This window comes from Micromonospora sp. WMMD998 (genome assembly GCF_029581235.1).
Taxonomy (GTDB): domain Bacteria; phylum Actinomycetota; class Actinomycetes; order Mycobacteriales; family Micromonosporaceae; genus Micromonospora.
Window position 1 is genome coordinate 2,125,476 of the sequence record NZ_CP120740.1, and the last position, 24,367, is coordinate 2,149,842.

The 24,367-nt window shown below is 73.8% G+C and carries 30 protein-coding genes; 18 read left to right on the plus strand and 12 right to left on the minus strand.

Going from position 1 to position 24,367, the window contains the following annotated elements:
- Positions 1-61 precede the first annotated feature (61 nt).
- Positions 62-1,267 (plus strand): ROK family transcriptional regulator, encoded by a 1,206-nt coding sequence (locus O7619_RS10155; RefSeq protein ID WP_282287216.1) that lies wholly within the window; start codon positions 62-64, stop codon positions 1,265-1,267.
- Between the two features lie 37 nt (positions 1,268-1,304).
- Here the strand turns inward: O7619_RS10155 and O7619_RS10160 are convergent, their stop codons facing one another.
- Positions 1,305-2,315 (minus strand): ABC transporter permease subunit, encoded by a 1,011-nt coding sequence (locus O7619_RS10160; protein WP_282287218.1) that lies wholly within the window; start codon positions 2,313-2,315, stop codon positions 1,305-1,307.
- Positions 2,312-3,316, minus strand: coding sequence for an ATP-binding cassette domain-containing protein (locus O7619_RS10165; RefSeq protein ID WP_282287220.1), 1,005 nt, complete (start codon positions 3,314-3,316; stop codon positions 2,312-2,314). The genes O7619_RS10160 and O7619_RS10165 overlap by 4 nt, the downstream gene beginning before the upstream one ends.
- A 27-nt stretch (positions 3,317-3,343) precedes the next feature.
- On the opposite strand from O7619_RS10165, the gene O7619_RS10170 reads away from it, so the two are divergent.
- Entirely contained in the window at positions 3,344-4,288 is a 945-nt protein-coding gene (locus O7619_RS10170) for an ABC transporter ATP-binding protein (RefSeq protein WP_282287221.1), read from the plus strand.
- A gap of 5 nt (positions 4,289-4,293) precedes the next feature.
- On the plus strand, positions 4,294-5,190 hold the full coding sequence (locus O7619_RS10175) for a ribokinase (RefSeq protein WP_282287222.1): 897 nt from the start codon (positions 4,294-4,296) through the stop codon (positions 5,188-5,190).
- Between the two features lie 99 nt (positions 5,191-5,289).
- On the opposite strand, the gene O7619_RS10180 is transcribed toward O7619_RS10175, so the two are convergent.
- On the minus strand, positions 5,290-6,048 hold the full coding sequence (locus O7619_RS10180) for a hypothetical protein (protein ID WP_282287224.1): 759 nt from the start codon (positions 6,046-6,048) through the stop codon (positions 5,290-5,292).
- A 138-nt stretch (positions 6,049-6,186) separates the two neighbouring features.
- On the minus strand, positions 6,187-6,402 hold the full coding sequence (locus O7619_RS10185) for a hypothetical protein (RefSeq protein WP_282287225.1): 216 nt from the start codon (positions 6,400-6,402) through the stop codon (positions 6,187-6,189).
- A 361-nt stretch (positions 6,403-6,763) separates the two neighbouring features.
- Here O7619_RS10185 and O7619_RS10190 point away from each other — a divergent pair, with 361 nt between their 5' ends.
- The gene (locus tag O7619_RS10190; protein WP_282287226.1) at positions 6,764-7,039 is read left to right on the plus strand and encodes a hypothetical protein; all 276 of its coding nucleotides are present in this window, start codon (positions 6,764-6,766) and stop codon (positions 7,037-7,039) included.
- An 82-nt stretch (positions 7,040-7,121) separates the two neighbouring features.
- On the opposite strand, the gene O7619_RS10195 is transcribed toward O7619_RS10190, so the two are convergent.
- Positions 7,122-7,493: a hypothetical protein gene (locus O7619_RS10195; protein ID WP_282287228.1), complete on the minus strand. Its 372-nt coding sequence runs from the start codon at positions 7,491-7,493 to the stop codon at positions 7,122-7,124.
- Positions 7,490-7,972 carry a DUF6232 family protein gene (locus tag O7619_RS10200; protein ID WP_282287229.1) on the minus strand — a complete coding sequence of 161 codons (483 nt, stop codon included), beginning with the start codon at positions 7,970-7,972 and terminating at the stop codon, positions 7,490-7,492. Before O7619_RS10200 ends, O7619_RS10195 begins: the two co-directional genes overlap by 4 nt.
- Positions 7,973-8,197: 225 nt before the next feature.
- Here O7619_RS10200 and O7619_RS10205 point away from each other — a divergent pair, with 225 nt between their 5' ends.
- Positions 8,198-8,602 carry a nuclear transport factor 2 family protein gene (locus tag O7619_RS10205; RefSeq protein WP_282287230.1) on the plus strand — a complete coding sequence of 135 codons (405 nt, stop codon included), beginning with the start codon at positions 8,198-8,200 and terminating at the stop codon, positions 8,600-8,602.
- Here the strand turns inward: O7619_RS10205 and O7619_RS10210 are convergent.
- Complete coding sequence (locus tag O7619_RS10210; RefSeq protein ID WP_282287232.1) at positions 8,548-9,066, minus strand: DUF6232 family protein; 519 nt, start codon at positions 9,064-9,066, stop codon at positions 8,548-8,550. The genes O7619_RS10205 and O7619_RS10210 overlap by 55 nt on opposite strands.
- A gap of 96 nt (positions 9,067-9,162) precedes the next feature.
- On the opposite strand from O7619_RS10210, the gene O7619_RS10215 reads away from it, so the two are divergent.
- Together O7619_RS10215 and O7619_RS10220 are read left to right on the plus strand one after the other, a co-directional pair.
- On the plus strand, positions 9,163-9,936 hold the full coding sequence (locus O7619_RS10215) for an enoyl-CoA hydratase-related protein (protein ID WP_282287233.1): 774 nt from the start codon (positions 9,163-9,165) through the stop codon (positions 9,934-9,936).
- A 72-nt stretch (positions 9,937-10,008) separates the two neighbouring features.
- On the plus strand, positions 10,009-11,631 hold the full coding sequence (locus O7619_RS10220) for an acetolactate synthase (protein ID WP_282287234.1): 1,623 nt from the start codon (positions 10,009-10,011) through the stop codon (positions 11,629-11,631).
- 52 nt (positions 11,632-11,683) lie between these two features.
- Here O7619_RS10220 and O7619_RS10225 read toward each other — a convergent pair whose 3' ends face one another.
- The 3 genes from O7619_RS10225 to O7619_RS10235 are packed head-to-tail and all read right to left on the minus strand — an operon-like array spanning position 11,684 to position 12,791.
- Positions 11,684-12,082, minus strand: coding sequence for a PLD nuclease N-terminal domain-containing protein (locus O7619_RS10225; protein WP_282287235.1), 399 nt, complete (start codon positions 12,080-12,082; stop codon positions 11,684-11,686).
- 26 nt (positions 12,083-12,108) lie between these two features.
- Positions 12,109-12,408 carry a DUF202 domain-containing protein gene (locus O7619_RS10230; RefSeq protein ID WP_282287236.1) on the minus strand — a complete coding sequence of 100 codons (300 nt, stop codon included), beginning with the start codon at positions 12,406-12,408 and terminating at the stop codon, positions 12,109-12,111.
- Positions 12,405-12,791, minus strand: a complete 387-nt coding sequence (locus O7619_RS10235) for a DUF202 domain-containing protein (RefSeq protein WP_282287238.1) — start codon at positions 12,789-12,791, stop codon at positions 12,405-12,407. Before O7619_RS10235 ends, O7619_RS10230 begins: the two co-directional genes overlap by 4 nt.
- A gap of 41 nt (positions 12,792-12,832) precedes the next feature.
- On the opposite strand from O7619_RS10235, the gene O7619_RS10240 reads away from it, so the two are divergent.
- From O7619_RS10240 to O7619_RS10255, 4 genes are all read left to right on the plus strand, one after another.
- The gene (locus tag O7619_RS10240) at positions 12,833-13,630 is read left to right on the plus strand and encodes a GNAT family N-acetyltransferase (protein WP_282287239.1); all 798 of its coding nucleotides are present in this window, start codon (positions 12,833-12,835) and stop codon (positions 13,628-13,630) included.
- A 2-nt stretch (positions 13,631-13,632) separates the two neighbouring features.
- Positions 13,633-14,037, plus strand: coding sequence for a hypothetical protein (locus tag O7619_RS10245; protein ID WP_282287241.1), 405 nt, complete (start codon positions 13,633-13,635; stop codon positions 14,035-14,037).
- A gap of 189 nt (positions 14,038-14,226) precedes the next feature.
- The gene (locus O7619_RS10250; RefSeq protein WP_282287243.1) at positions 14,227-15,006 is read left to right on the plus strand and encodes an electron transfer flavoprotein subunit beta/FixA family protein; all 780 of its coding nucleotides are present in this window, start codon (positions 14,227-14,229) and stop codon (positions 15,004-15,006) included.
- Between the two features lie 11 nt (positions 15,007-15,017).
- The gene (locus O7619_RS10255; protein WP_282287245.1) at positions 15,018-15,977 is read left to right on the plus strand and encodes an electron transfer flavoprotein subunit alpha/FixB family protein; all 960 of its coding nucleotides are present in this window, start codon (positions 15,018-15,020) and stop codon (positions 15,975-15,977) included.
- 103 nt (positions 15,978-16,080) lie between these two features.
- Here O7619_RS10255 and O7619_RS10260 read toward each other — a convergent pair whose 3' ends face one another.
- Together O7619_RS10260 and O7619_RS10265 are read right to left on the minus strand one after the other, a co-directional pair.
- Positions 16,081-16,842: an anti-sigma factor gene (locus tag O7619_RS10260; protein WP_282287247.1), complete on the minus strand. Its 762-nt coding sequence runs from the start codon at positions 16,840-16,842 to the stop codon at positions 16,081-16,083.
- On the minus strand, positions 16,796-17,401 hold the full coding sequence (locus O7619_RS10265; RefSeq protein WP_282287248.1) for a sigma-70 family RNA polymerase sigma factor: 606 nt from the start codon (positions 17,399-17,401) through the stop codon (positions 16,796-16,798). The genes O7619_RS10260 and O7619_RS10265 overlap by 47 nt, the downstream gene beginning before the upstream one ends.
- 241 nt (positions 17,402-17,642) lie before the next feature.
- On the opposite strand from O7619_RS10265, the gene O7619_RS10270 reads away from it, so the two are divergent.
- From O7619_RS10270 to O7619_RS10300, 7 genes are all read left to right on the plus strand, one after another.
- Positions 17,643-18,473 carry a DUF4397 domain-containing protein gene (locus O7619_RS10270; protein WP_282287249.1) on the plus strand — a complete coding sequence of 277 codons (831 nt, stop codon included), beginning with the start codon at positions 17,643-17,645 and terminating at the stop codon, positions 18,471-18,473.
- On the plus strand, positions 18,470-19,141 hold the full coding sequence (locus O7619_RS10275) for a class F sortase (RefSeq protein ID WP_282287250.1): 672 nt from the start codon (positions 18,470-18,472) through the stop codon (positions 19,139-19,141). Before O7619_RS10270 ends, O7619_RS10275 begins: the two co-directional genes overlap by 4 nt.
- A gap of 83 nt (positions 19,142-19,224) precedes the next feature.
- Positions 19,225-20,400: a cysteine desulfurase family protein gene (locus tag O7619_RS10280; protein WP_282287251.1), complete on the plus strand. Its 1,176-nt coding sequence runs from the start codon at positions 19,225-19,227 to the stop codon at positions 20,398-20,400.
- Between the two features lie 36 nt (positions 20,401-20,436).
- The gene (gene mnmA, locus O7619_RS10285) at positions 20,437-21,513 is read left to right on the plus strand and encodes a tRNA 2-thiouridine(34) synthase MnmA (RefSeq protein ID WP_282287252.1); all 1,077 of its coding nucleotides are present in this window, start codon (positions 20,437-20,439) and stop codon (positions 21,511-21,513) included.
- A gap of 403 nt (positions 21,514-21,916) precedes the next feature.
- A complete protein-coding gene (locus O7619_RS10290; RefSeq protein ID WP_282287253.1) occupies positions 21,917-22,921 on the plus strand; it encodes a methionine synthase in 1,005 nt (334 codons plus the stop codon).
- A 36-nt stretch (positions 22,922-22,957) separates the two neighbouring features.
- Positions 22,958-23,326, plus strand: a complete 369-nt coding sequence (locus O7619_RS10295; protein ID WP_282287254.1) for a VOC family protein — start codon at positions 22,958-22,960, stop codon at positions 23,324-23,326.
- 26 nt (positions 23,327-23,352) lie between these two features.
- Positions 23,353-24,366 (plus strand): ADP-ribosylglycohydrolase family protein, encoded by a 1,014-nt coding sequence (locus tag O7619_RS10300; RefSeq protein ID WP_282287255.1) that lies wholly within the window; start codon positions 23,353-23,355, stop codon positions 24,364-24,366.
- Position 24,367: the final 1 nt, after the last annotated feature.

Here is a 24,367-nt window from a genome sequence, read left to right on the forward strand (position 1 = left end):
CGGGCACCTTTCGGCAGGCGTTTCCTGGTGCGAAACCTAACGGAAAATTGAGGACGTTGGCATGAGTGCGACCCGGCTGCCCGGCACCCCCCGACTGTTGCGGGCGCTCAACGACCGCGCGGCGCTGGAGTTGCTGCTCGAGCGCGGGCCGCTGACCCGGGCCCGGATCGGCGAGCTGACCGGGTTGTCCAAGGTCACCGCGTCCCAGCTCGTCGAGCGGCTGGAGGAGCGTGGCCTGGTCGCCCGGGTCGGCGAGCAGGCCGGCGGGCGGGGCCCGAACGCCCAGCTCTACGCGGTGCGCCCGGGCAGCGCGTACGTCGTCGGGGTGGACGTCGGCGCGGAACGGGTGGTGGCCGCGTGCGCGGACATCACCGGCGTGGTCGCCGGGCGGGTGGAGCAGTCCACGAAGGACACCGACGACCCGGTCGGCGTGGTGCACAACGCCGTCGTGCAGGCGGCCAGCAGCGCCGGCGCGGAGCTGTCCGCGGTCCGGCGCGTCGTGCTCGGCACCCCCGGCCTGGTCGACCCGCAGACCGGCGACATCACGTTCGCGTTCAACCTGCCGCGCTGGCACAGCGGCCTGCTCGCCGCCCTCCGCGAGGACCTGGACACCCCGGTGCTGTTCGAGAACGACGTGAACCTCGCGGCGGTGGCCGAGGCGCAGTCGGGCGCGGCCCAGGGCACCGCCGACTTCGTGCTGGTCTGGGTGGACGCCGGCGTCGGCCTGGCGATCATGCTGGGCGGCCGGTTGCACCACGGCAGCAGCGGCGCGGCCGGCGAGATCGGCTACCTGCCGGTGCCCGGCGTGCCCATCCCGCGCGACGTGTCTCGGCGCGCCAAACCGGCGTTCCAGCAGCTCGCCGGCGCCGACGCGGTGCGCGCGGTGGCCGCCGAGCACGGCTTCGCCACGGCGGACGCGGCCGAGCAGGGCGTCGCGGCGGCGCGGGCCGCCGAGGCCGTGCGGGCGGCCATCGCGGCCGGCGCCGCCGGCGGGCCGGTGCTCGACGAGTTGGCCCGCCGGCTGGCCCTCGGCGTGGCGAGCACCTGCGTGGTGCTCGACCCGCCGCTCGTGGTGCTGGCCGGCGCGGTCGGCCGGGCGGGCGGGGCCGCGCTGGCCGAGCGGGTGCAGCGCGAGGTCGCCGCGATCACGCTGGTCCGGCCCCGGGTGGTCACCACGGGCCTGACCGAGGAGCCGATCCTGCGCGGCGCGTTGCGCACCGCGCTCGACGCGGTCCGCGACGAGGTGTTCGGCTCGACGGTCGGCTGATCGCCGCCCCGGCCGGGGCGGCGATCAGCCGACACGCTCAGATCAGGTCGCGGCGGCGGAACACCGCGAACGCGGCAGTCACCAGCGCTGCCGTCAGACCGAGCAGGACCACCAGGCCCTCCGGCCAGCCGAGCGTGTACGAGCCGTCGCAGAAGCCGGAGATCCCGCCGCCGCAGGCGTTGCCGTCCCAGAACCGCACCTCACCGGCGAGCCAGGCCCCCAGGTAGCTGGAGAGCATGAACCGGTCCGGGCGGCCGACCTGGAGGATCTGGAACACCAGTCGCGCGCCCAGCTCCCACACCACCACGTACGCCGCGACCGTGCCGAGCGCCGCCGAGGTGTGCCGACCCAGCGTGGCCACGGCGAACCCGAGCGCCGCGGTCAGCAGCACCAGCACCACGCCGCGTGCCCAGACCGCGCCGAGCGACGCCCAGAACTCGCCGCCCATCCGGCCGGTCAGCCCGGACACCTGGCCGATCAGCCAGAACGCCGCGAGGTAGGCCACCGACGCCAGCACGGACAGCCCCAGCAGGCCGCCCAGCAGCGTGCCGAGCTTCGTGGCGAGCACGGTCCGCCGGCGTGGCCGCCACAGCAGCAGGTTGACCACCCCGCCCGAGTTCAGGTCCGCCCCGATGTAGGACGCGCCGACGAGGAACCCGAACAGCGCCAGGAACGCGATCAGGAAATAGAGCAGCGGCTCGGCCTCCTTGCTGAAGACGAAGACGCCGCTGAGATAGTCGGACGCGGTCGGCAACTGGTCCGACAGGGCCGGGTCGATCTGGGCGCAGTCCCGGGGCAGGTAGTCGTTCTCGTCCGGGCTGAGCGTGCCCGCCTTGATCCGCAGGCAGCGGTCGAACGCCATCTCCAGCCGGCGCACCTCCTCGGCGGCCTGCGCGTTGGCCCGGCCCAGCTCCACCGCCGTCGGCCGGTGCGACCCGCCGAGCGTGGTCACCACCGTCACCGCGAACGCGGCGGCCAGCAACACCACCATGAGCTGCACGAAGCGCCGGGCGGCGAGCCGCTCCAACTCGGCACGGACCAGGTTCACGCGCCCACCTCCCGGCTGTCCCGGACGTCCAGGTCGATCACTCCGTCGTACGCCGGGGCGCCGTCCACCTGCCGTGGCACCGCCACGTGCTCGTGGTCGCCGGTCAGCTCCAGGAAGACGCTCTCCAGATCGGGTCGCAGCGGCACCAGCTCGCGCACCCACAGCCCCTGCTCACCAAGCGTGCGGCTGATCACCTCCGGGTCGACCACGCCGGTCACCACCAGGTGGTCGGGGTTGCCGGTCACCGACAGCCCGGCCCGACCCAGCAGCTCCGCCGCCCGGCCGAGGTCGGCCACCCGCACCTGCCACTGGTGCTCGTCGAAGCCGGCCAGCACCTCGGCCACCGGCCCGTACGCGACCCGCCGCCCCCGGCTGACGATCGTCACGTGGTCGCAGATGAGCTGGATCTCGGCGAGGATGTGGCTGGACAGCAGCACGGTCACCCCGGCCTCGGCGAGCGAGCGGGTGAGGTCGCGCATCTCCCGGATGCCGGCCGGGTCCAGACCGTTCGCCGGCTCGTCCAGGATCAGCAGCTCCGGGCGCTTGAGCAGGGCCGAGGCCACCGCCAGGCGCTGCTTCATGCCCAGCGAGTAGCCCTTCACCCGCTCCCCGCCCCGGTCCCGCAGGCCGACCCGCTCCAGCACCTCGTCGACCCGGCTGGTGGGCACGCCGCCGGCCAGGGCCAGCAGCCGCAGCGTCCGGTGCCCGGTGAAGTTGCCGAAGAACTGCGGGCTCTCCACGATCGCGCCGACCCGCCCGGCCACTTTCGGCAACTGCTCGGGCGACCGGACGCCCAGCACGTGCATCCAGCCGTGGTCCGGCCGGACCAGCCCGAGCAGGGCACGCAACGTGGTCGTCTTGCCGGAGCCGTTCGGCCCCAGGAACCCGTGCACCTGGCCCGCCTCGACAAGCATGTGGAAGTCGTCGACGGCGACCCGCCGACCGTGGCGCAGGGTCTGGAACGTCTTGCGGAGACCGGCGATCTCGATGACCGCGCTCATCCGCCTTGCTCCCGGCAGGGGTCGGGCATGAGCCGTCCTTCCTCAGGCGGTGACCAACGACACGGCGCCCCACCCTATGGCGGCGGCGCCGCCCGTGGGGGGCGACGGGCCGGTGCGTGGTTGGATGGGGCGGTGACTGGTGACCTGATCCCCGGCGCCGTCGGCGCCCCCGCCCCCTCGACCGTGGACGCGGATCTGGTGGTCAGCCTGGACGGGGTCGGCGTCAAGCGCTCCGGCACCGCGCTGGTGCGCGACGTCGACTGGCGGGTCGAACTGGACGAACGGTGGGTGCTGCTCGGCCCGAACGGGGCCGGCAAGACCACCCTGCTCAACCTGGCCGCCGGCCGGCTGTACCCGAGTGACGGCGTCGCACACGTGCTCGGCGAGCGCATCGGCCGCACCGACGTCAACGAGCTGCGTACCCGGATCGGTCTCTCCACCGCCACCCTCGCCGAGCGGATCCCCGCCGACGAGCGCGTCGTCGACGTGGTGGTGACCGCCGCGTGGGCGGTGGTCGGCCGCTGGCGGGAGAGCTACGACCGCACCGACGAGGCGCGGGCCGCCGCGCTGCTCAGCCAGTTCGGCGTCGGTCACCTCGCCGACCGGGCGTACGGCACGCTCTCCGAGGGCGAGCGCAAGCGGGTGCAGATCGCCCGCGCGCTGATGACCGACCCGGAGATGCTGCTGCTCGACGAACCCGCCGCCGGGCTCGACCTGGGCGGTCGGGAGGACCTGGTCGCCCGGCTCGCCAAGCTGGCGTACGACCCGGACGCGCCGGCCATCGTGCTTGTCACCCACCACGTCGAGGAGATCCCGCCCGGCTTCACCCACGCGCTGCTGCTGCGCGAGGGCGAGGTGGTGGCGCAGGGCCTGCTCGCCGACGTGCTGACCGCCGACAACCTGTCCAAGACGTTCGGCCTGCCGCTCGTCGTCTCGCGGGCCGGCGACCGCTGGACCGCCCGCGCCGCCTGACAGTCATGTCGCAGACCCGGATCGCCGTCGTCGGCAGCGCCAACATGGACCTGGTCGGCACCGCCGCCGCGCTGCCCCGGCCGGGCGAGACGGTGCTCGGCAGCGACTTCGTCATGCTGCCCGGCGGCAAGGGCGCCAACCAGGCGGTCGCCGCGGTACGCGCCGGCGCGTCCTGCGTCTTCCTCGGCGCGATCGGCTCGGACTCGTTCGGCGTCACCCTCCGCGCCCGGATCACCGCGGCCGGCGTCGACACCGCGCACCTCCGGGTGGCGTACGGCCCGTCCGGCGTCGCCCTGGTCATGGTGGGCGGCGCGGGGGAGAACGCGATCCTGGTCACCCCCGGCGCGAACGAGGCGTTCCTCGGGCTCACCGACGACGAACTGGCCGCCGTACGCGAGGCGGACGTGCTTGTCGCGCAGCTTGAGGTGCCGGTCGAGACGGTGACCGAGGCGGCGCTGGCGGCCCGGTCCGCCGGCACCCGGGTGGTGCTCAACGCGGCACCGGCCCGGCCGCTGCCGGAAGGGCTGCTGGCCGCGACCGACCTGCTGGTGGTCAACGAGCCGGAGGCGCAGGCGCTTACCGGTCGTGGCCGGGACGAGCCGGCGGCGCTGCTCGACCTGGTGCCCCGCGCGGTGCTCACGCTCGGCGGCGACGGCGCCTGGTACGTCGACCGCGACCGGGCGGCGCAGCACGTGCCGGCGGTGCCGGTGGACGTGATCGACTCCACCGCGGCCGGCGACGCCTTCACCGCCGCGCTCGCCGTGGCCTGGGGCGAGGGCCGGGAGCTGGCCGAGGCGGTGCGCTGGGCGGCGGCGGCCGGTGCGGCCTGCGTCCGCAAGCTCGGCGCGTCCGTGGCGCTGCCGCAGCGCGCCGAGATCGACGCGCTGTTCGGCAGGTGTTGAGCGCGCTGTTCGCCCGGTTGTTAGGCGGGGGCCCCGCTTAACGCCGCTGGTTAAACGGGGCCCCCGCCTCTACCGAATGCGTTAAGCGGGGGCCCCGCCTTAACCCTCGGCGCGCTCGCCGCGCCGGCGGAGCATGCCGAGGCCGGGGATGCCGGCCACCGCGAGCTTCAGGTCACGGGTCACGTCCAGCAGGTCGTGCAGGTCCGGGCCGACCCGGTCCAGGGTGGCCAGGATCGGCAGCACGTCCGAGGTCAGGTGCTCCTTCAACTTCGGCAACTCGTCGACGAGGCGGATCGCGGCGGTCACCTCCTCCGGGCTGAGCTGCTCGACGAAGCGGGCCGCCATCGGCGCGGCCCGGCGCAGCGTCGCCTCGTACGCCGCCAGCAACTCGCTCGCGGTGCCGGCCGCCGCGTCGGCGGTGGCCACCGTGCCCGCCGCCCGGGTCGCCACCGTGTCCGCCTCGGCCACCACGCCGGCCGCCGCCCGCGCCACCCGATCGGCCTCGCCGACCACCGTGGCCGCGGCGGCGGAGACCCGCTCCGCCTCGCCGACCACCACCGCCGCCGCGGCGGCCACCTCGGTCGCGGTGTCGATCGCCCCGGTGGCGGCGGCGCTGATCACGCCCACCTCGCGCACCGCGGTCTCCGCGTCGGTGAGCACCCGGTCGGTGCGGTCGAGCGTGCCCTCGATCCGGTCGACCACCCCGTTGATCCGCCGGACCAGCGCCTCCACCTCGTCGAGCACGGCGAAGGCGCGGGCGGGCACGGCGGCGAACGCGGCGGCCGAGCCGAGGGCCTGGTCCAGCGCGGAACGGGTGAGGCCGACGACGGCGCCGGGCCGGGGGAGTGGGATCGCCATGCGGTCAAGTGTGCGTCGTGCCGGCCAGTGCTGCCCGGCGGCGCCGGATGGCGAACCCTCACTGCCAGTGCGACTGTCGAAGAGGCGCCCGAGCCTGCCTAACCGTTGCCCCCGGTGGATGTAATGCCGGAGGTGCCGTCAGTCGTCTTCGTCTGTCGGCTTGGGCCGGCGGTAGTCGCGGATGTATGCCTCGACATCGGATCGCAGCCACACCGAACCAGCTTGCAGGGTCTGAAACGGACGCGGGAAGTAGGGCTGCAAGATGATCTGCCTGAACCGCGACCTGCCCACGCCGAGCATGTCCATGATCTCGCCCGGACCGACAAGGGGACCAGGGACCTCCGGCTTACCCATGCGAACGACGGTAGACATCTGCTTGTCTACCCGAAGTGGTGCGGACTAATCGGTCTACGTGTACAGGTCTACTTGTATCGGTCTGCCAATATTGACAGAGCGCCACGCGCGGTGTGGAATCGGTTGCGCGGTGCCCCCGGTTCGGTGGAGCTGGGCTCGGCGGGCCGGGGTGCCGCAGAACCCACTGCTCGGGAGGCGGGATGCCGGACCTCGAAGTGCCTTTCCTCATCCAGGTCGCATGGCTTGTTCTCGACGACCACGCCGTCAATCGCTGCAATCGCTGCCACCCGGACGGCTGGTGCCCCCGCCTCGCGGTTTCGCGTGCCCGGGTCCTGGCCTGGCGACGGGCGAGGAACCTGGGGTGAGCGCCGTACTGCCGAAGGTTGGGGATCTGGTGCAGGTGACCCGAGCGGCCAGCCCGCAGTTCGTCAAGCCGATCATGTTCCGAGTGATCCGCCAGCTCGAATGGACGACCTATGACGGGTGGGTATGGCTCGACGGATACCAACTTGACCGGCATGGGGATGCGGTCGCCCGGCGGTCGCTCTTCGTGAAACCCGCCGCCCTGGTCATCCAACGACGGCCGCCCATGCGCCGGTTAACTAAACAACACGGGCGGTCCAGTGCGCGCGTGTAAGAGCCTGAACGGGCGCGGTATACCAGCTCTCAAGCCTGTGCGGCGAGGAGATGCGCCGCTGTCGATGGGGGCGGCGAGGGGATCAGCGGCTCGGCCGGGCCACCCGCAGCGCCCACCAGATCAGCGGGGCCTGCATCGGCACCCGCCCGTAGGCGATCGCCCGTTTCACCGGTCGACGCCGACGCCAGTCCCAGGCCATCTGGGCGTTGGCCGGCAGCACCGCGAGGAACAGCGCCGCGGCGGCGAGGCCGCCACGTCGTCGGGTCGCCGGATGCGCCACCGCCGCCGCCACGGCCAGCTCGGCGACGCCGGAGGCGTACGTCCAGAAGCGGGCCGGCCCGGGCAGGGCGCGCGGCACGATCGGGTCGTAGAAGCCGGGACGGGCGAAGTGGGTGACGCCCGCGGCGGCGAGCAGCCCGGCGAGCGCGACGGCCTCGCCTCGGCGGTGGGTCATCGACGGTCCCCCTGCTGTTCGACGGCGCGTTGCACGGCCCGGTAGATCTGCCCGAACCGTAGCGCGTCGGGCGTGCGGACCAGCATCGTCTCCCGCCCGTGGACCTGCACCCACAGCTCGTGCACCCGGTTGCCGCGTTCGTAGGACCGGTCCAGCCACCCGAGCGGCACCTCCAGGAACGGGGTGAGCGCCAGCCCGACCACCACGAACGCGGCCAGGATGATCAAAGCCAGCTTCCAGTTGCCCCGGTCCTGCGCCGCCCAGGCCAGCGAGAGCACGCAGACCAGCGCCACCAGCGGCGGCAGCGACAGCAACAGGACCAGCACGCCCCGGCCCAGCACCCGGCCCCGGACCGCCGCCGTGGTCCGTCCCCGGGCGTGCCAGACGTACGCGACGTCGGCGAGCGGGACGACCTGCCCGCCGGCGTGGATGGACTGCGAGGTGACCTGTACCGCGTCGTCCCGGTAATAGAGGGTCATAAATTAGCCTAACCACCCGCGCGCAACCGCTCTTGATCGACTCCATTCCGGCGGAGTGGCGGCATCGAAGCGCGTTCGTTCACGCCACCTCGGCGAAGTGGAGTGGATCAACAGGATAGGTGGGGGTGATGGGGCGTTCGCGTCACCAACTCGACAGGGAGCGCGCGGGCATCTCCGACCGGTGGCCCGCGACGGACGTAAGCGCGGATCGCTAGCGTGAGGGGTATGACCGATCAGGAGGCGCGCAACGTCGAGGTGGTCCGGCGCTACCTGCGCACGTTCGTCACCAAGGACCTCGCCGAACTGGCCGAGGTGGTCGACGAGGACGTGGAGGTCTACGGCTCCGGCGCGGCGGTGCGCGGGCGTCGCTACCCGGAGGCCGCCGTCTCCTCGCCCGGCCTGACCGTGCTCGACCAGCAGATCCTGGAGATCTTCGCGGCCGGTGACCGGGTGGTGGTGTCGATGGCGCAGACGTACCGGCGGGACGCGACCGGGGCGACCGCGGTGCAGAGCGCCTGCAAGATGTACCGGCTTGCCGGCGGCCGGATCGTGCAGTTCTGGGGCGAGCAGGACACCTACGGTCTGCTGTGCGGGCTCGGCCTGCTGCCGGACGAGCCGATCACGTTCTGAGCGGGAGCGGCGGGCACCCGCTCCATGGCGCGCTGCACGGCCCGGTAGATCTGGCCGAAGCGCAGCGCGTCGCGGGTGTGCAGCAGCCGCACCTGGCGGCCCTGCCAGGTCGCCCACATCTCCAACTCGCGGCTGCCCCGCACGTACGAGCGGTCCAGGTGTTCGAAGAGCACGTCGGCGAGGGGCCCGACGGCGAGGCCGACGAGCGCGGACGCGCCGACGACGGCGATGGTGACGGTGAGCGAGCGGTGCAGCCAGACGGCGAGCGCGACGCCCAGCAACGCGGCCACCAGCGGTCCGGCGAGCGCCGCGCCGATCGCGCCCCGGCCGGCGAGCACCCGCCAGGAGCGGCCACCCCGCCGGTGCCACACCGTGGTCAGCTCGGCCAGCGGGTAGCTGCGGTCGTCGACCCGCAGCGCGGTGGAGGTGACCCGTACCGACCGGTCGTCGTAGTAAGTGATCATGTGCACTCCCCGGGTCGGCTCTCCCACCGCAATATCTACCCCAACGACCCGGGTCGTAAGGTTGGCACGCGACTTCGACGAGGAAGTGAGGGCACCGTGGGCGAGTTCGTCAGGCTGGAAGTGAAGGACGGCGTCGGCACGATCCGGCTGGATCGGCCGCCGATGAACGCGCTCAACACCCAGGTCCAGGAGGAGTTGCGCGCCGCCGCGAGCGCGGCCACCGCCGACCCCGAGGTCCGCGCGGTCGTCGTGTACGGCGGCGAGAAGGTCTTCGCGGCCGGCGCGGACATCAAGGAGATGGCCGACATGTCCTACGTGGACATGGCGGAGCGGGCCGCCGACCTGTCCGGCGCGCTGGGCGCGATCGCCCGGATCCCCAAGCCGGTCGTCGCCGCGATCACCGGGTACGCGCTCGGCGGCGGGTGCGAGCTGGCGCTCGCCTGCGACTGGCGGATCGTGGCCGAGGACGCCAAGCTCGGCCAGCCGGAGATCAAGCTCGGCATCATCCCCGGCGCCGGTGGCACGCAGCGGCTGGCCCGGCTGATCGGCCCGGCCCGCGCCAAGGATCTGATCATGACGGGGCGGATGGTCGACGCCGAGGAGGCGCTACGCATCGGCCTGGCCGACCGGGTGGTCCCGGCCGCCGAGGTCTACGACGCCGCGCTGGCGTACGTGAAGCCGTTCCTGACCGGGCCGGTGCAGGCGCTGCGGGCGGCGAAGGCGGCGGTCGACGGTGGTCTGGACATGGACCTCACCTCCGGCCTGGCCTGGGAGAGCCAGCTCTTCGCGGCGCTGTTCGCCACCGACGACCGGCGGGAGGGCATGGCCGCGTTCGTGGCGAAGCGCAAGCCCGGCTTCACCGGCCGCTGACGCGAGGGTTGTTCACATCCGGCCTACCGGCCAGTAGCGTGTGACTCCGGTCGCGCGACGAAGGGGAGTGGCATGACGGAACGGGTCGAGGGGCACGGCGGCGTGCTGGCGCTCGCGGCGCTGCGGGCGCACGGCGTACGGGAGATGTTCACGCTCTCCGGCGGGCACGTCTTCCCGCTCTACGACGCCGCGCACTCCGCGGGCTTCCCGCTCTACGACGTCCGGCACGAGCAGACCGCCGTCTTCGCCGCCGAGGCGGTGGCCAAGCTCCAGCGCCGCCCCGGCCTGGCCGTGCTCACCGCCGGCCCCGGCGTCACCAACGGCGTCTCCGGCCTGACCAGCGCGTTCTTCAACGCCTCGCCGGTGCTGGTGATGGGCGGGCGGGCCCCGCAGTTCCGCTGGGGCGCCGGCAGCCTCCAGGAGATGGACCACCTCCCGCTCGTCGCCCCGGTCACCAAGCACGCCGAGACGGTGTTCAGCGCCGACGACATCCCGCGGGCCGTCTCCGCGGCGCTCACCACCGCGCTCACCCCGCACCGCGGGCCGGTCTTCCTGGACTTCCCCCTCGAAGCGGTCTTCTCCGTCGGCGACGCCGACCTGCCGGCGGTCACCGCGCCGGCACCGATCGAGCCCGACCCGGACGAGGTCGCGAACGCCGCCGCCCTGATCGCCGGCGCGTCCCGGCCGGTCATCATCGCCGGCTCCGACGTGTACGCCGGGGACGCCGTCGAGGCCCTGCGCGCCGCCGCCGAGGCCCTGCGGGTGCCGGTGTTCACCAACGGCATGGGCCGGGGCGCGCTGCCCCCGACACACCCGCTCGCCTTCGCCAAGGCCCGCCGGGTCGCGCTGAAGGGCGCCGACGTGGTCGTGGTGATCGGCACACCGCTCGACTTCCGGCTCTCCTTCGGCGACTTCGGCGACGCCAAGGTCGTGCACGTGGTGGACGCGCCCAGCCAGCGCGCCGGGCACGTGCAGCCGGCCGCCGCCCCCGCCGGCGACCTACGACTGATCCTCGGCGCGTTCGCCGAGCACCCCGGCGACCGGGTCGACCACACCGACTGGATCGCCGAGCTGCGCACCGCCGAGGACGCGGCGAAGGCCCGCGACGCCGAGGAGATGGGCGCCGAGACCGACCCGATCCGGCCGGCCCGGATCTACGGCGAGCTGCGCAAGGTGCTCGCCCCGGACGCCGTCACCATCGGCGACGGCGGTGACTTCGTCTCGTACGCCGGAAAATACCTGGAGCCCGCCCAGCCCGGCACCTGGCTCGACCCCGGGCCGTACGGCTGCCTCGGCACCGGCATGGGCTACGCGATGGGCGCCCGGGTCAGCCACCCGGACCGGCAGATCTGCGTGCTGATGGGCGACGGCGCGGCCGGGTTCTCGCTGATGGACGTGGAGTCCCTGGCCCGGCAGAAGCTGCCGGTGGTGATCGTGGTCGGCAACAACGGCATCTGGGGGCTGGAGAAGCACCCGATGCGCGCCATGTACGGCTACGACGTCGCCGCCGACCTTCAGCCCGGGCTGCGCTACGACAAGGTGGTCGAGGCGCTCGGCGGCGCGGGCGAGACGGTGGAGAAGGCCGCCGATCTCGGGCCGGCGCTGGGCCGCGCCTTCGACTCGGGCGTGCCCTATCTGGTCAACGTGCTGACCGACCCCGCCGACGCGTACCCTCGCTCGTCGAACCTGGCCTGACCGCGACGCCGCCGGGCCGCCGACCGGGTGACCGGCGGCGGCTTCGCGGCGCTCAGACCTCCGGGCGGTCCCGGTCGTCGGGACGGTCGCGTAGCTGCTCCTCGCGCCGACGCAGGTCGTCCTGCCGGCGCTGGAGGCGCTCCCGGTCCTCGTCGCGGGAACGCTTGTCGAGCGAGGCGAGGAAGTCCGGGTCGTCGTCCGGCGCGACCGGCCGGTGGGCCGGGGCGGTGGAACCGGCCGTCCCGGCGGCGCCGAGCGGGCCGTCCGGGCGCTCGCGGCCGGCCACGAACCAGGCGATCGGGCCGACGATCGGGAAGAACAGGATGACAAGCACCCAGACCAGCCGGGGCAGCGCCTTGACCTGCCCGTCCTCGGCGGAGAGACAGCCGATCAACGCGCTGGCGGCGAGCACGACCTGAGCCAGGAACAGCAGTACGTAGAGGCGGGCCATGCCCCATGATGGCGCACCGGCGGCGGTCAGTGCACCCGGCCGAGCACGTGCGCCACGCCGAGCAGGGCCAGCCCGACCGCGCCGAGCGCGGTCAGCGGCATCGACAGGCGCGCGAGACGACGCGGGCCGGACCCGGTGGCCCGACGCCAGTCGGCCGCCAGCACGACCAGCCAGATCACGACCGCGGCCCCGGCCAGCACCGCGTCGACGACGCGGCCGGTGAACGCCGGCCGGAGCTGGAGCAGCAGCACCGCGGTCAGGGTGAGCAGGGTGCGCCGCCAGGCCAGCCGGGTGCGCTCCGGCTGAAGGCCGGCATCCCCGGTCACGGGGTACCCCGCACCAGGACGGCGGCCACCAGCAGCAGCGCGCCGGCCGCGACGATCAGCGCCAGCACGGCCGGGAAGCGGGACGCCGGCAATTCCTCGCCGAGCCGGATGGCGCGTTCGGTGCGGGCCCAGTGGTCCACCGCCCGGATCGACACGGTCGCGCCGAGCAGCAGCAGTCCGACGGCGAGCGCCTCGCGCAGGTGGGCCAGGGGCAGCGGGGGCAGGAACTGCGCGGCGGCCAGCCCGCCCGCGACAAGCGCCAACCCGGTACGCAGCCAGGCCAGGAACGTCCGTTCGTTCGCCAGCGAGAAGCGGTAGTCCGGCGGGGTGCCGACCGAGCGCAGCTCCCGCGGGTCGAACCAGCGCCTGATCGACTCCCACACGACGCCGATTATCCGCTTTGCCCCCGGCCTAGCCTGGACGGGTGACCGATCTTGACGCTCGCGTGCTGCGCGAGACCTACGACAGCCAGATCCGCCCGGAGCTGCCGAACCCGGTGCCCGCCGGGGTGACCATCGAGCGGGACGGCCCGCTGTTCCGCGTCCTCGGCCTGGACCAGCGGGGCTTCCTCACCTACCGGACGCTCGACGGCCTGGCCGGCGCCGAGTTGGACGCGCTGATCGCCCGGCAGGTCGACTTCTTCCGGGCCCGGGGCGAGGCGGTCGAGTGGAAGCTCGCCGGCCACGACGAGCCGGCCGACCTGGGCGACCGGCTGCGCGCTGCCGGCTTCGTCCCGGAGGACGAGGAGACCGTCGTGGTCGGCCCGGTCGCGCCGCTGGCCGCCGCCGTCCCGGTGCTCCCCGAGGGGGTACGCCTGCGTGAGGTCACCGGCCGGGCCGACCTGGAGCGGATCGCCGCCATGGAGGAGGAGGTGTGGCACGACGACCGCAGTCACCTGGTGACCGGCCTGGAGCGCGAGATCGCGGCCGACCCGCAGTCGATCACGGTCGTGGTGGCCGAGGCGGGGGAGACGGTGGTCAGCGCCGGCTGGGTCCGCTACGAGGGCGACACCGGTTTCGTCAGCCTCTGGGGCGGGTCGACGCTGCCGCGGTGGCGCAAGAAGGGCATCTACCGGGCGCTGGTGGCCTACCGGGCGCGGCTGGCGCAGCAGCGCGGCCGGACGCTCGTGCAGGTGGACTGCTCGCCGGACAGCCGGCCCATCCTGGAGCGGCTCGGGCTCGTTGCGGTCACCACCACCACGCCGTACGTCTACACTCCGTGATCATGGACCGGTTGACGGCGGACGAGCAGCTCACCCTCAAGACCGGCGCGTTCGGTGCGGTCTTCCTGGTCTCCAACGCGGTGCCGGGGGTGCTGGGCATGGTGCGGGAGAGCATCGCCGCATCCGGCGCGCTCGCCGACGTGAGCGGCGTGGTGAAGGAGGCGCTCACCACCGGCCCGCTGCCGCAGTTGCCCCGCGACTCCGCGCTGGAGATCGAGTCGGTGGTGCTGCCCGCGCTGGGCCGGGCGGTGGAGATCCTGCGGGCCAAGTCGCCGGGGGACGTCGAGGCGTACCGGTCGGTGGTGCTGACGGCGGCGGACCGGGTGGCGCAGGCGCACCGGGGGGTGGAACCGGCCGAGGTGGCGGCGATCGACAAGATCCGGACAGCCCTGACCGAAGCGGCGTGACGGCGACCGGGTTACGGTGAGTCGCGTCACTCCGGGGTCCCGGCGAGGCGAAGCTACTTGCGGGTAACATCGGTCCGTGGGCAACCGCACAGCAGCCCGCGGTTGACCGACCGTTAAGTAACGCGGGAGGCTGCGCCCGTGACCGGGCGAGTGATCGCTACACCCAAACAGGAGGGTCGTCGAAGCGCGATGAACATCGTCGTACTCGTCAAGCAGGTGCCCGATTCGGGCGCGGACCGCAACCTGCGTCCTGACGACAACACCGTCGACCGCGGCTCGGCGAACAACGTCATCAACGAGATGGACGAGTACGCCATCGAAGAGGCGTTGAAGATCAAGGAAGCGCACGGCGGTGAGGTCACCATCCTGACCATGGGGCCGGACCGGGCCACCGAGTCGATCCGCAAGGCGCTCTCCATGGGGCCGGACAAGGCCGTCCACGTCGTCGACGACGCGCTGCACGGCTCCTGCGCGGTCGCCACCTCGAAGGTGCTCGCCGCCGCCCTCGGGCAGCTCAACGCCGACCTGGTCATCTGCGGCGCCGAGTCCACCGACGGCCGGGTGCAGGTCATGCCGCACATGATCGCCGAGCGGCTGGGCGTGGCCGCGCTGACCGGCGCGCGCAAGCTCACCGTCGACGGCTCCACCCTGACCGCCGAGCGGCAGACCGAGGAGGGCTACGAGGTGGTCACCGCCTCGACGCCGGCCGTGGTCTCGGTCTGGGACACCATCAACGAGCCGCGCTACCCCTCCTTCAAGGGCATCATGGCCGCGAAGAAGAAGCCGGTGCAGACGCTCTCCCTGGGTGACCTGGGCGTGGCCCCGACCGAGGTGGGCTTCGACGGCGCCACCAGCGCCGTGGTCGAGCACTCCAAGCGCCCGCCGCGCTCCGGCGGCGAGAAGATCACCGACGAGGGCGAGGGCGGCGTGAAGCTGGTCGAGTTCCTCGCCACCGAGAAGTTCGTGTGAGAGGTCTGGACATGTCTGAGGTTCTCGTCGTCGTCGAAGCCACCCGGGAATTCGGCGTCAAGAAGGTCACCCTCGAGATGCTCACCCTCGCCCGCGAGCTGGGCACCCCGAGCGCGGTCGTGCTCGGCGGGGCCGGTGCCGCCGAGGCGCTGAGCGCCAAGCTGGGCGAGTACGGCGCGGAGAAGATCTACGCCGCCGAGAGCGAGGAGATCGACGGCTTCCTGGTGGCCCCGAAGGCCACCGTGGTCGCCGAGCTGGTCAAGCGGGTGCAGCCGGCCGCCGTGCTGCTCGCCTCCTCGCAGGAGGGCAAGGAGATCGCCGCCCGGCTGGCGGTCAAGTTGGACAACGGCATCCTGACCGACGTGGTCGCCCTCGACGCGGACGGCACCGCCACCCAGGTCGCGTTCGCCGGCTCCACCATCGTCAAGTCCAAGGTCACCAAGGGCCTGCCGCTGGTCACCGTCCGGCCGAACTCGCTCAACCCGACCCCGGCCGCGGCCACCCCGGCCGTCGAGCAGCTCACCGTCTCGGTCACCGACGCGGACAAGCTGGCCAAGGTCGTCGAGCGGGTCGCCGAGCAGAAGGGCTCCCGTCCCGAGCTGACCGAGGCGTCGATCGTCGTCTCCGGCGGTCGCGGCGTCGGCAACGCGGACAACTTCAAGCTGGTCGAGGAGATGGCCGACCTGCTCGGCGGCGCGGTCGGCGCGTCCCGCGCGGCGGTCGACTCCGGCTTCTACCCGCACCAGTTCCAGGTCGGCCAGACCGGCAAGACCGTGTCTCCGCAGCTCTACGTCGCGCTGGGCATCTCCGGCGCGATCCAGCACCGGGCCGGCATGCAGACCTCGAAGACCATCGTCGCGGTGAACAAGGACGGCGAGGCGCCGATCTTCGAGCTGGCCGACTACGGCGTGGTCGGTGACCTGTTCAAGGTCGTCCCACAGGCCGCCGAGGAGATCCGCAAGCGTAAGTGACCCGGGGTCACGACACGAAGGCCGCCGCCCGGATCACCGGGCGGCGGCCTTCTCCCACGTGGGGAGCTGATCGGCGGGCCGGGGAGCTGAGCCGGCCCGCCGATCAGCCCGTCAGGGTGCCCCTCAGCAAACTGTCGCCGGAGTGGCGGGTGTTGTTGTCGTACCGTTCGGCGCTGATGTCGACCACCGAGTAGGTGCGCAGGTCCACGTTCGAGGGGATCGGCAGCAGCGCGTCCCCCGAACCGTTGCTCAGCGTACCCACCGAGAACATCTCCATCGTCTTCGGATCGATCAGCCAGACCTCGTAGTACCCCGGAACGCTCGGGAGATTCGCGACATGCAGGTGCAACCGGTTGTCACCGAGCACCCGGGCGTCGCCGGAGGCGTCCTTCGGCGTCGCGCCGAACGCCGCCAGCGGGGCGCTCGCGAGCACCGTCGGCTGCGGCGCCGGCTCGTCGGCGCCGGTGCCGAGCACCACGGCGGTGCCCGCCACCCCGATCACCGCGGCGGCGGTGGCGGTGACCGCGGTGCTCGCCCAGCGCGGCCAGCGGCGGCCCCGGCGCGGACGGCCCGTGGTGACCGCCGGCCCGTCCGGCTCGCCGGAGCGCGGTGGGCGCCTGTCGGTGAGCGCGGGCAGTTCCTCGGCGGCCCGGATCTCCGCGACGATGTCCGCCCAGAGGTGCTCCGGCGGGTCGGGCAGGTCGGCCAGGCCCTGGGTGCCGGCACCGAGGCCGGCCACGTGCCGGAGCGTGTCCAGCTCGCCCCGACAGTGCCCGCAGGCGCCGAGATGGGTGGCCTCACCGTCCACCGCCTCGCTCTCACCGAGCGCCAGAAAGACCAGCCGGTCGTGGTCCAGGTGCTGCACCGTCCACCTCCCATCTGCGCTTCAGGCTCTGCATGCCGCGCCGGATATGGCTCTTGACCGTGCCGAGCGGCACTCCGGTCACGGTTGCGATCTGCTGGTGGGTCAGGTCGTCGTAGAACGCCAGCTCCAGCATCCGACGTTGCTCGTCGGGGAGCCGGGCCAACTCGTCGGCGACCACCAGCCGGTCGACCACCGTGTCCGGGTCGGGGCCGGTGTTTGCCGGCTCGGGCAACTGCTTCACCGTCTCGACCACGCGGTTCTCCCGGGCCGTGGCGCGGATCCGGTCGACCACCTTGCGTCGCCCGATGCCGAGCAGCCAGCCGACAAGCGAACCCTTCGCCGGATCGAACGTCTCCCGGCCGAGCCAGGCGGCCACGAACGTGGCCTGGGTCACGTCCTCGGCGTCGCTCCGGTTCGCGAGCGTCGTGGTGGCCAGGTGCAGCACCGCCCGGCCGTACCTGTCGTACGCCTCCCGCAGGGCGGCCTCGTCGCCGTCGCGGAACCGCGTCGCGAGATCGTCCTCGCCCGGCGGCTCGGGGCCCTGCCTCGCCGCCGTCACCGGGCGGCTCGCCTTTCGTGGGGCATGCCGCACTGTAGCTCTCACCGCCCTCACTCCACTCCGCCGGTGTGACAGGCACGACCCTCGTCACCTCCCCTTCGTCGCCGAGGACCCGGACGGATGCGTCGTACGGCGGAAAAAGAAAACACATCGCGGGCGCATCCGGCGGTGGCCGGGCCGGCGTAACCCGTTCTGCACGCCAGTCCTGACGAATCAGCATGAACCATCAGGAGGAAGACAAATGTCTCTCACCATGTTCCGTCGGGTCGCCGCGGGCGGCGCGGTGGCCGCCCTGACCTTCGCCGGCGTCGGGGCCGCCACCATGAGCCCGGCCTACGCCGCCTCGTCCAAGGTCTCCGTGGTCCACGGCATCCCGGACACCCCGGTCGACGTCTACGTCAACGGCGAGAAGACGCTCGACAACTTCAAGCCCGGCGACGTGGCCGGCCCGCTCACCCTGCCCGAGGGGGAGTACGACATCGCGCTGACCAAGCCCGGCGAGGCGATCGACAAGGCGATCCTCACCGTCGACGACGCCGAGGTGCCGGGTGGGGCGAACATCAGCCTCGCCGCCCACCTGAGCGCCGACGGCAAGCCGCAGATCACCCCGTTCGTCAACGACGTGTCCAAGGTGGGCGCCGGCAAGGCCCGGTTGATCGTCCGGCACACCGCCGCCGCGCCGGCCGTCGACGTGCGGGCCGGCGGCAAGCCGGTCTTCGAGGGCCTGACCAACCCCAAGGAGGCCAAGGCCGACGTGGCCGCCGGCACCGTCGAGGCGGACGTGGTGCTCGCCGGCACCGACACCGTCGCCATCGGCCCGGCCGACCTGAACCTCAAGGAGGGCACCGCCACCATCGTCTACGCGATCGGCTCCGCCGACGACAAGAACCTGGACCTGGTCGCGCAGACCATCAGCGGGCTGCACTCGGCCCCGGGTGGGGTGCCCAGCGGCACCGGTGGTCAGGCCGGCACCGGCGTGGACACCTGGTGGTACGTGCTGGCCGGCGCCGGCGTGCTGCTCCTGGTCGGCGGCGGGGCGCGGGTGGCCACCGCCCGGACCGCTCGCCGGTGACGGTACGCAACCGCGGGGCGCTGGCGGCGATGGCCGCCGGCGCCGCCGCGCTCACCGTGGCGGCCCTGGTGGCCTGCGGGTCGCAGCCCGCCGACGACGTCGGCGCCGACGAGGCGGCGGCGCTCGCCAGCAGCACGCCCGCCCCGACGCCGACGGCGACCACGACGGGGGGCGCGTCGGTGCCGGTGAACGCGGGCACGCTGCCGGCGGACGGGACGACCGTGCCGCCGGTACGGCTGCGCATCCCGCCGATCGGGGTCACCGCCACGGTCGACCCGGTCGGCATCAACGAGCGCACCGACGAGTTCGAGGTGCCGCCGAGCGTGGACCAGGTCGGCTGGTACCGCCACGGCCCGGGCCTGGAGGCGGACGCCGGCTCGGTGGTGATCGCCGGGCACGTGGACAGCGCCGAGCAGGGCAAGGGGGCGTTCTTCCGGCTCCGCGAGCTGGACCGGGGGGACACCCTGACCGCCACCGGCTCGGACGGCCGGGACCGCCGCTACCGGGTGGTGGCCCGGGAGGAGTACACGAAGACGAAGATCCCGCTGGACCGCTACTTCGCCCGGGACGGCAGCCCGCGCCTGACGTTGATCACCTGTGGCGGGCCGTTCGACCCGAAGACCCGGCACTACCGCGACAATATCGTGGTCACCGCCGTACCCGCCTGAGTGCCGGGCCGCCCGTCCCAGCGGCACGGGACGGGCGGTCCGGCCACCGGCCGCCGGTGCGCCGGCCGTTAGGCTGACAGGTGATGGCATACCTGGATCACGCGGCGACGACCCCGATGCTCGACGAGGCACTCGAGGCGTACGTCGCCACCGCCCGCGAGGTGGGCAACGCGTCGTCGCTGCACGCGGCGGGTCGCCGGGCCCGGCGACGGGTGGAGGAGTCCCGCGAGCGGGTGGCCGCCGCGCTCGGCGCCCGCCCCTCCGAAGTGATCTTCACGGGTGGCGGCACGGAGAGCGACAACCTCGCCGTCAAGGGCATCTTCTGGGCCCGTCGGGACGCCCGGGCCGAGCGGATCCGGGTGGTTTCCAGCGCGGTCGAGCACCACGCGGTGCTGGACTCGGTGGACTGGCTGGTCGGGCGCGAAGGCGCGGAGGTCGGCTGGCTGCCGGTGGACGCGGCCGGCCGGCTCGACCCGGAGCGGCTCCGCGCCGAGTTGGCCGCGCACGGCGACCGGGTGGCGGTGGTGACCGCGATGTGGGCCAACAACGAGGTCGGCACCGTCCAGCCGGTGGCCGAGCTGGCCGCGGTCGCCGCCGAGCACGGGGTGCCGTTCCACACCGACGCGATCCAGGCGGTCGGTCAGGTGCCCGTCGACTTCGCCGCGAGTGGGGTCGCCGCGCTCACCGTGACCGGGCACAAGCTGGGCGGGCCGACCGGCGTCGGCGCGCTGCTGCTGGCCCGCGACGTCGCCGCCACCCCGCTGCTGCACGGCGGTGGCCAGGAGCGCGACGTCCGCTCCGGGACGCTCGACACCGCCGGCATCGTCGCGTTCGCGGTCGCCGTCGAGACGGCGGTGAAAGGCCAGCAGGAGTACGCGGCCCGGATCGCCGCGCTCCGCGACGAGCTGGTCGAGCGGGTTCGGCGGGCGGTGCCCGAGGTGGTCTTCAACGGTGATCCGACGGACCGGCTCCCAGGTAACGCGCACTTCTCCTTCCCCGGCTGCGAGGGGGACGCGCTGCTGCTGCTCCTCGACGCCCAGGGCATCGCCTGCTCGACCGGGTCGGCCTGCTCGGCCGGTGTGGCCCAGCCGTCGCACGTGCTGCTGGCGATGGGCGCGGACGACGACCGGGCCCGCTCGTCGCTGCGCTTCACGCTCGGGCACACGAGCACCGGTGCGGACGTCGACGCGCTCATCGCCGCGCTGCCGGCCGCGGTGGAACGGGCCCGCCGCGCTGCCGCCCTCCGTACGCCCCGCTGACCCGGATACCCTCGACAGGACGAGGGGAGTGGGCCGGTGAGAGTTCTGGCGGCGATGTCGGGCGGGGTGGACTCCGCCGTGGCGGCGGCACGTGCGGTGGAGGCCGGGCACGACGTGACCGGGGTGCACCTGGCGCTGGCCCGCAATCCCCAGACCTACCGCACCGGCGCGCGGGGCTGCTGCACGCTTGAGGACTCCCGGGACGCCCGGCGCGCCGCCGACGTGCTCGGCATCCCGTTCTACGTGTGGGACATGGCCGACCGGTTCCACGACGACGTGGTGGACGACTTCGTCGCCGAGTACGCGGCCGGCCGTACCCCCAACCCGTGCCTGCGCTGCAACGAGAAGATCAAGTTCGCCGCGGTGCTGGACCGCGCGGTGGCCCTGGGCTTCGATGCCGTGGTGACCGGCCACCACGCCCGGCTCGGCCCGGACGGCCTGCTGCGGCGCAGCGTCGACGCGGCCAAGGACCAGTCGTACGTCCTCGCGGTGCTGACCCGCGCGCAGCTCGACCGGTCGATCTTCCCGCTCGGCGACTCCACCAAGGCCGAGGTCCGCGCGGAGGCCGCCCGGCGCGGCCTCGCCGTGGCCGACAAGCCGGACTCGCACGACATCTGCTTCATCGCCGACGGCGACACCCGCGGCTTCCTGGCCGAGCGGCTCGGCGAGGCCCCGGGCCAGGTGGTGGACGCGCTTACCGGCGCGGTCGTGGGCAACCACAGCGGCGCTTATCAGTACACCGTCGGGCAGCGGCGCGGGCTGCGCCTGGACCGGCCGGCGGCGGACGGCCGCCCCCGTTACGTGCTCTCCATCACGCCGAAGACCAACACCGTGACGGTCGGCCCGGCCGAGGCGCTCGAAGTCTCCTCGGTGCGGGCCGCCCGTCCGGTCTGGACCGGCGGACCGCGCCCGGACGGGCCGATCGAGTGCGAGGTGCAGTTGCGGGCGCACGGCGACGTCGTCCCGGCCGCCGTCTCGGTGGACGCGGACGGGCTGCACGCCTCGCTGCGCCGCCCGCTCCGCGGCGTCGCCGCCGGCCAGGCGATCGTGGCCTACCGGCCGGACCCGGCCGGCGACGTGGTCCTCGGTTCCGCGACCATCGCCGCTGCCTGACGACGGGCGCGACTGCCAGCCGGGCGGCGCCCTGCCCTCGCCGGAGAGCAGCCCGCGGCCGGACCGTGATCCGCGCCAATCTTCCGGGTCCGGTTTGCGGGGTGACGGCACGGGCGGAGGAAGTCACCTTCAGGCGCCTAGAAACTTGATGACGTGGATGGGTCACCGCGACGGACGGCGGTCGGACTCCCACGGCGAAGGTCTGCCCGGAGCCGGGTTGACCATGACGAGTCATTTACGCCATCACGTTTCTAGGCACTTGATGGGGCATCCACGCGCCCGTCGGTCACGTGCCCGGACCATGCGCTGCCGTGCCGCACTGACGGGCGGTCGGGCCGGGCTGCCGCCGGCTCGCTGACCGCCGCGTCGTCCGCTGGGGCGGCACGGTGGATAGGCTTCGGCGGTGACTGATCAGCAGTGGCCCTGGCCGGCCGGGGCGGCGACCGGAATCGGTTCGCTGCCCGGCACCGACATCGCCGAGGCGCAGCGGATCGTGCTCGGTGAGCTGCCCGACCTGCCGTACCTGCCGGAACTGCCCGCCCGGGGGCCGGGAGCGGACCTGGTCGGCCGCACCGGTGGCCTGCTCGTCGAACTCCCGGTCGAGCTGTACGCGGCCCGCTGGCGGATCGCCCCGCGACCCGGCCGGGACCTGCGCCGCGCCCGTGACCTGATGGAGCGCGACCTCGACCAGCTCGCCGAGCAGGCCGAGGCGTACGCCGGTCCGGTCAAGATCCAGGCCGCCGGGCCGTTCACCCTGGCCGCCGCGCTGGAGTTGCCGCTCGGCGGCCGGGTGCTGCGCGACCCCGGCGCGGTGCGGGACCTCGCCGGCTCGCTCGGCGAGGGGCTGCGGGGGCACGTGGCGGCGGTGGCCCGGCGGCTGCCCCGCGCCTCGGTGCTGCTCCAGCTCGACGAGCCGTCCCTGCCGGCGGTGCTGGCCGGTCGGGTGCCCACCGAGAGCGGCTTCGGCACCCATCGTCCGGTGGAGGCGGAGGCGGCCCGGGGGCTGCTGCGCGGGGTGTGCGACGCGGCCGGCGTTCCTACGCTCGTGCACTGCTGCGCGCCGGACGTGCCGCTGGAGCTGATCCGCTCCGCCGGCGCGGCCGGGGTCGCCCTCGACCTGTCGCTGGTCACCGACCTGGACCCGCTCGGCGAGGCGATCGACGCCGGATTCGGGCTGCTGGCCGGCGCCGCGCCGACGCTGCCGCCCGCGTCCGGTCGGGCGCCGACCTCGGCCGAGGTCGCGGATCGGGTCCGCCGCGTCTGGGATCAGCTCGGTTTCCCCCGCCGCCGGCTGGCCGAGCAGGTGGTGGTCACGCCCGCGTGCGGCCTGGCCGGCGCCACCCCGGCGTACGCCCGGGCGGTGCTGGCCGCCTGCCGCGACGCCGGCCGGCGGCTCGCCGAGGAGTGACGTTTTTGGTCGTACCCCGGGGGCAGGATGACGGGCATGATCGGACGACTGCGTTCCACCGTGATCGACTGTCCCGACCCGCGCGCGTTGGCGGGTTTCTACGCGGAGCTGCTCGGCCTTCCGCTGCTCGAGGAGAACTCCGAGGGCGACGAGTGGGTGGTGCTCGGCGGCCCGCCCGGGCACCAGCCGCGGCTGGCCTTCCAGAAGGCGCCCGACCTGCGTGCCCCCGACTGGCCCGACCCGGAGCGTCCGCAGCAGTTCCACCTGGACGTGACCGTGGACGACATCGAGGCGGCCGAGAAGGCGGCGCTGGCCCTCGGGGCGCGGCGGCTGCCCGGCGAGGGGGAGGGCTTCCGGGTCTACGCCGACCCGGCCGGCCACCCGTTCTGCCTCTGCTGGGACTGATCGCGCGAGGCTTGCCCGGCCGGTGCATGATCGCCACCGTGACCGCCTCCACCGAACGCCGTGCCGCCGGCTCGCTCTTCGGCCTCGCCTACGGTGACGCCCTCGGCAAGCCGACCGAGTTCCTCACCGTCACCGAGATCGTCCGGCGCTACGGCCCGGCCGGTCCCCGCGAGCTGGCGGGTGATCCGGCGCTCGTCACCGACGACACCCAGATGGCGCTGGCGGTGGCGTGGGCGCTGCACGACGCGCCCGCATACACGGCGGAGGCGGTGGAGCCGCTGCTGCGGCAGCGCTTCCTCGACTGGGCGGCCAGCCCGGAGAACAATCGTGCGCCGGGCATGACCTGCCTGCGCGCCTGCGCCGAGCTGAGCCGGGGCGTCCGATGGCAGGAGGCCACGGTGGCCGGCTCGAAGGGCTGCGGCGCGAACATGCGGGTCACCCCGGTCGGGCTGCTCGACGTCGACCTCGACACGCTGGCCGGGCTGGCCCAGCTCCAGGCCGGCCTCACCCACGGCCACCCGACCGGGCTGGCCGCCAGCGAGCTGACCGCGTACGCGGTCCGGCTGCTGCGCGACGGCGCGGCGCTGCCGGCGCTGCCCGGCCTGCTCACCGCGCGGGCCCAGGCGCAGCGCACGGTCTACCGGGGCGACTGGCTCGGTGACCTGTGGCAGCGTCCCGGCGGCACCACCGCGGCCGAGTTCATCGCCCGGGGATGGGACGACTGCCTGCGGGTGCTCGGCCGGCTGGAGGCGGCGCTGGCCCGCCCCGACGACGGTGGCGACCCGTGCCGGCTCACCGGCGAGGGGTGGGTCGCGGAGGAGGCGCTCGCCACCGCGCTGCTCTGCGTGCTGTGGCATCCGGACGACCCGGTCGGCGCGTTGGCCCGGGGCGCCACCACCGCCGGCGACTCGGACTCCATCGCCGCGCTGGCCGGCGCGTTCGTCGGGGCGGCCTACGGCATGGCTGCCTGGCCGGCCGGCTGGGCGGGCCGGATCGAGTACGCCGACCAGCTCACCGCGCTGGCCGGCGCGCTCGACTGAG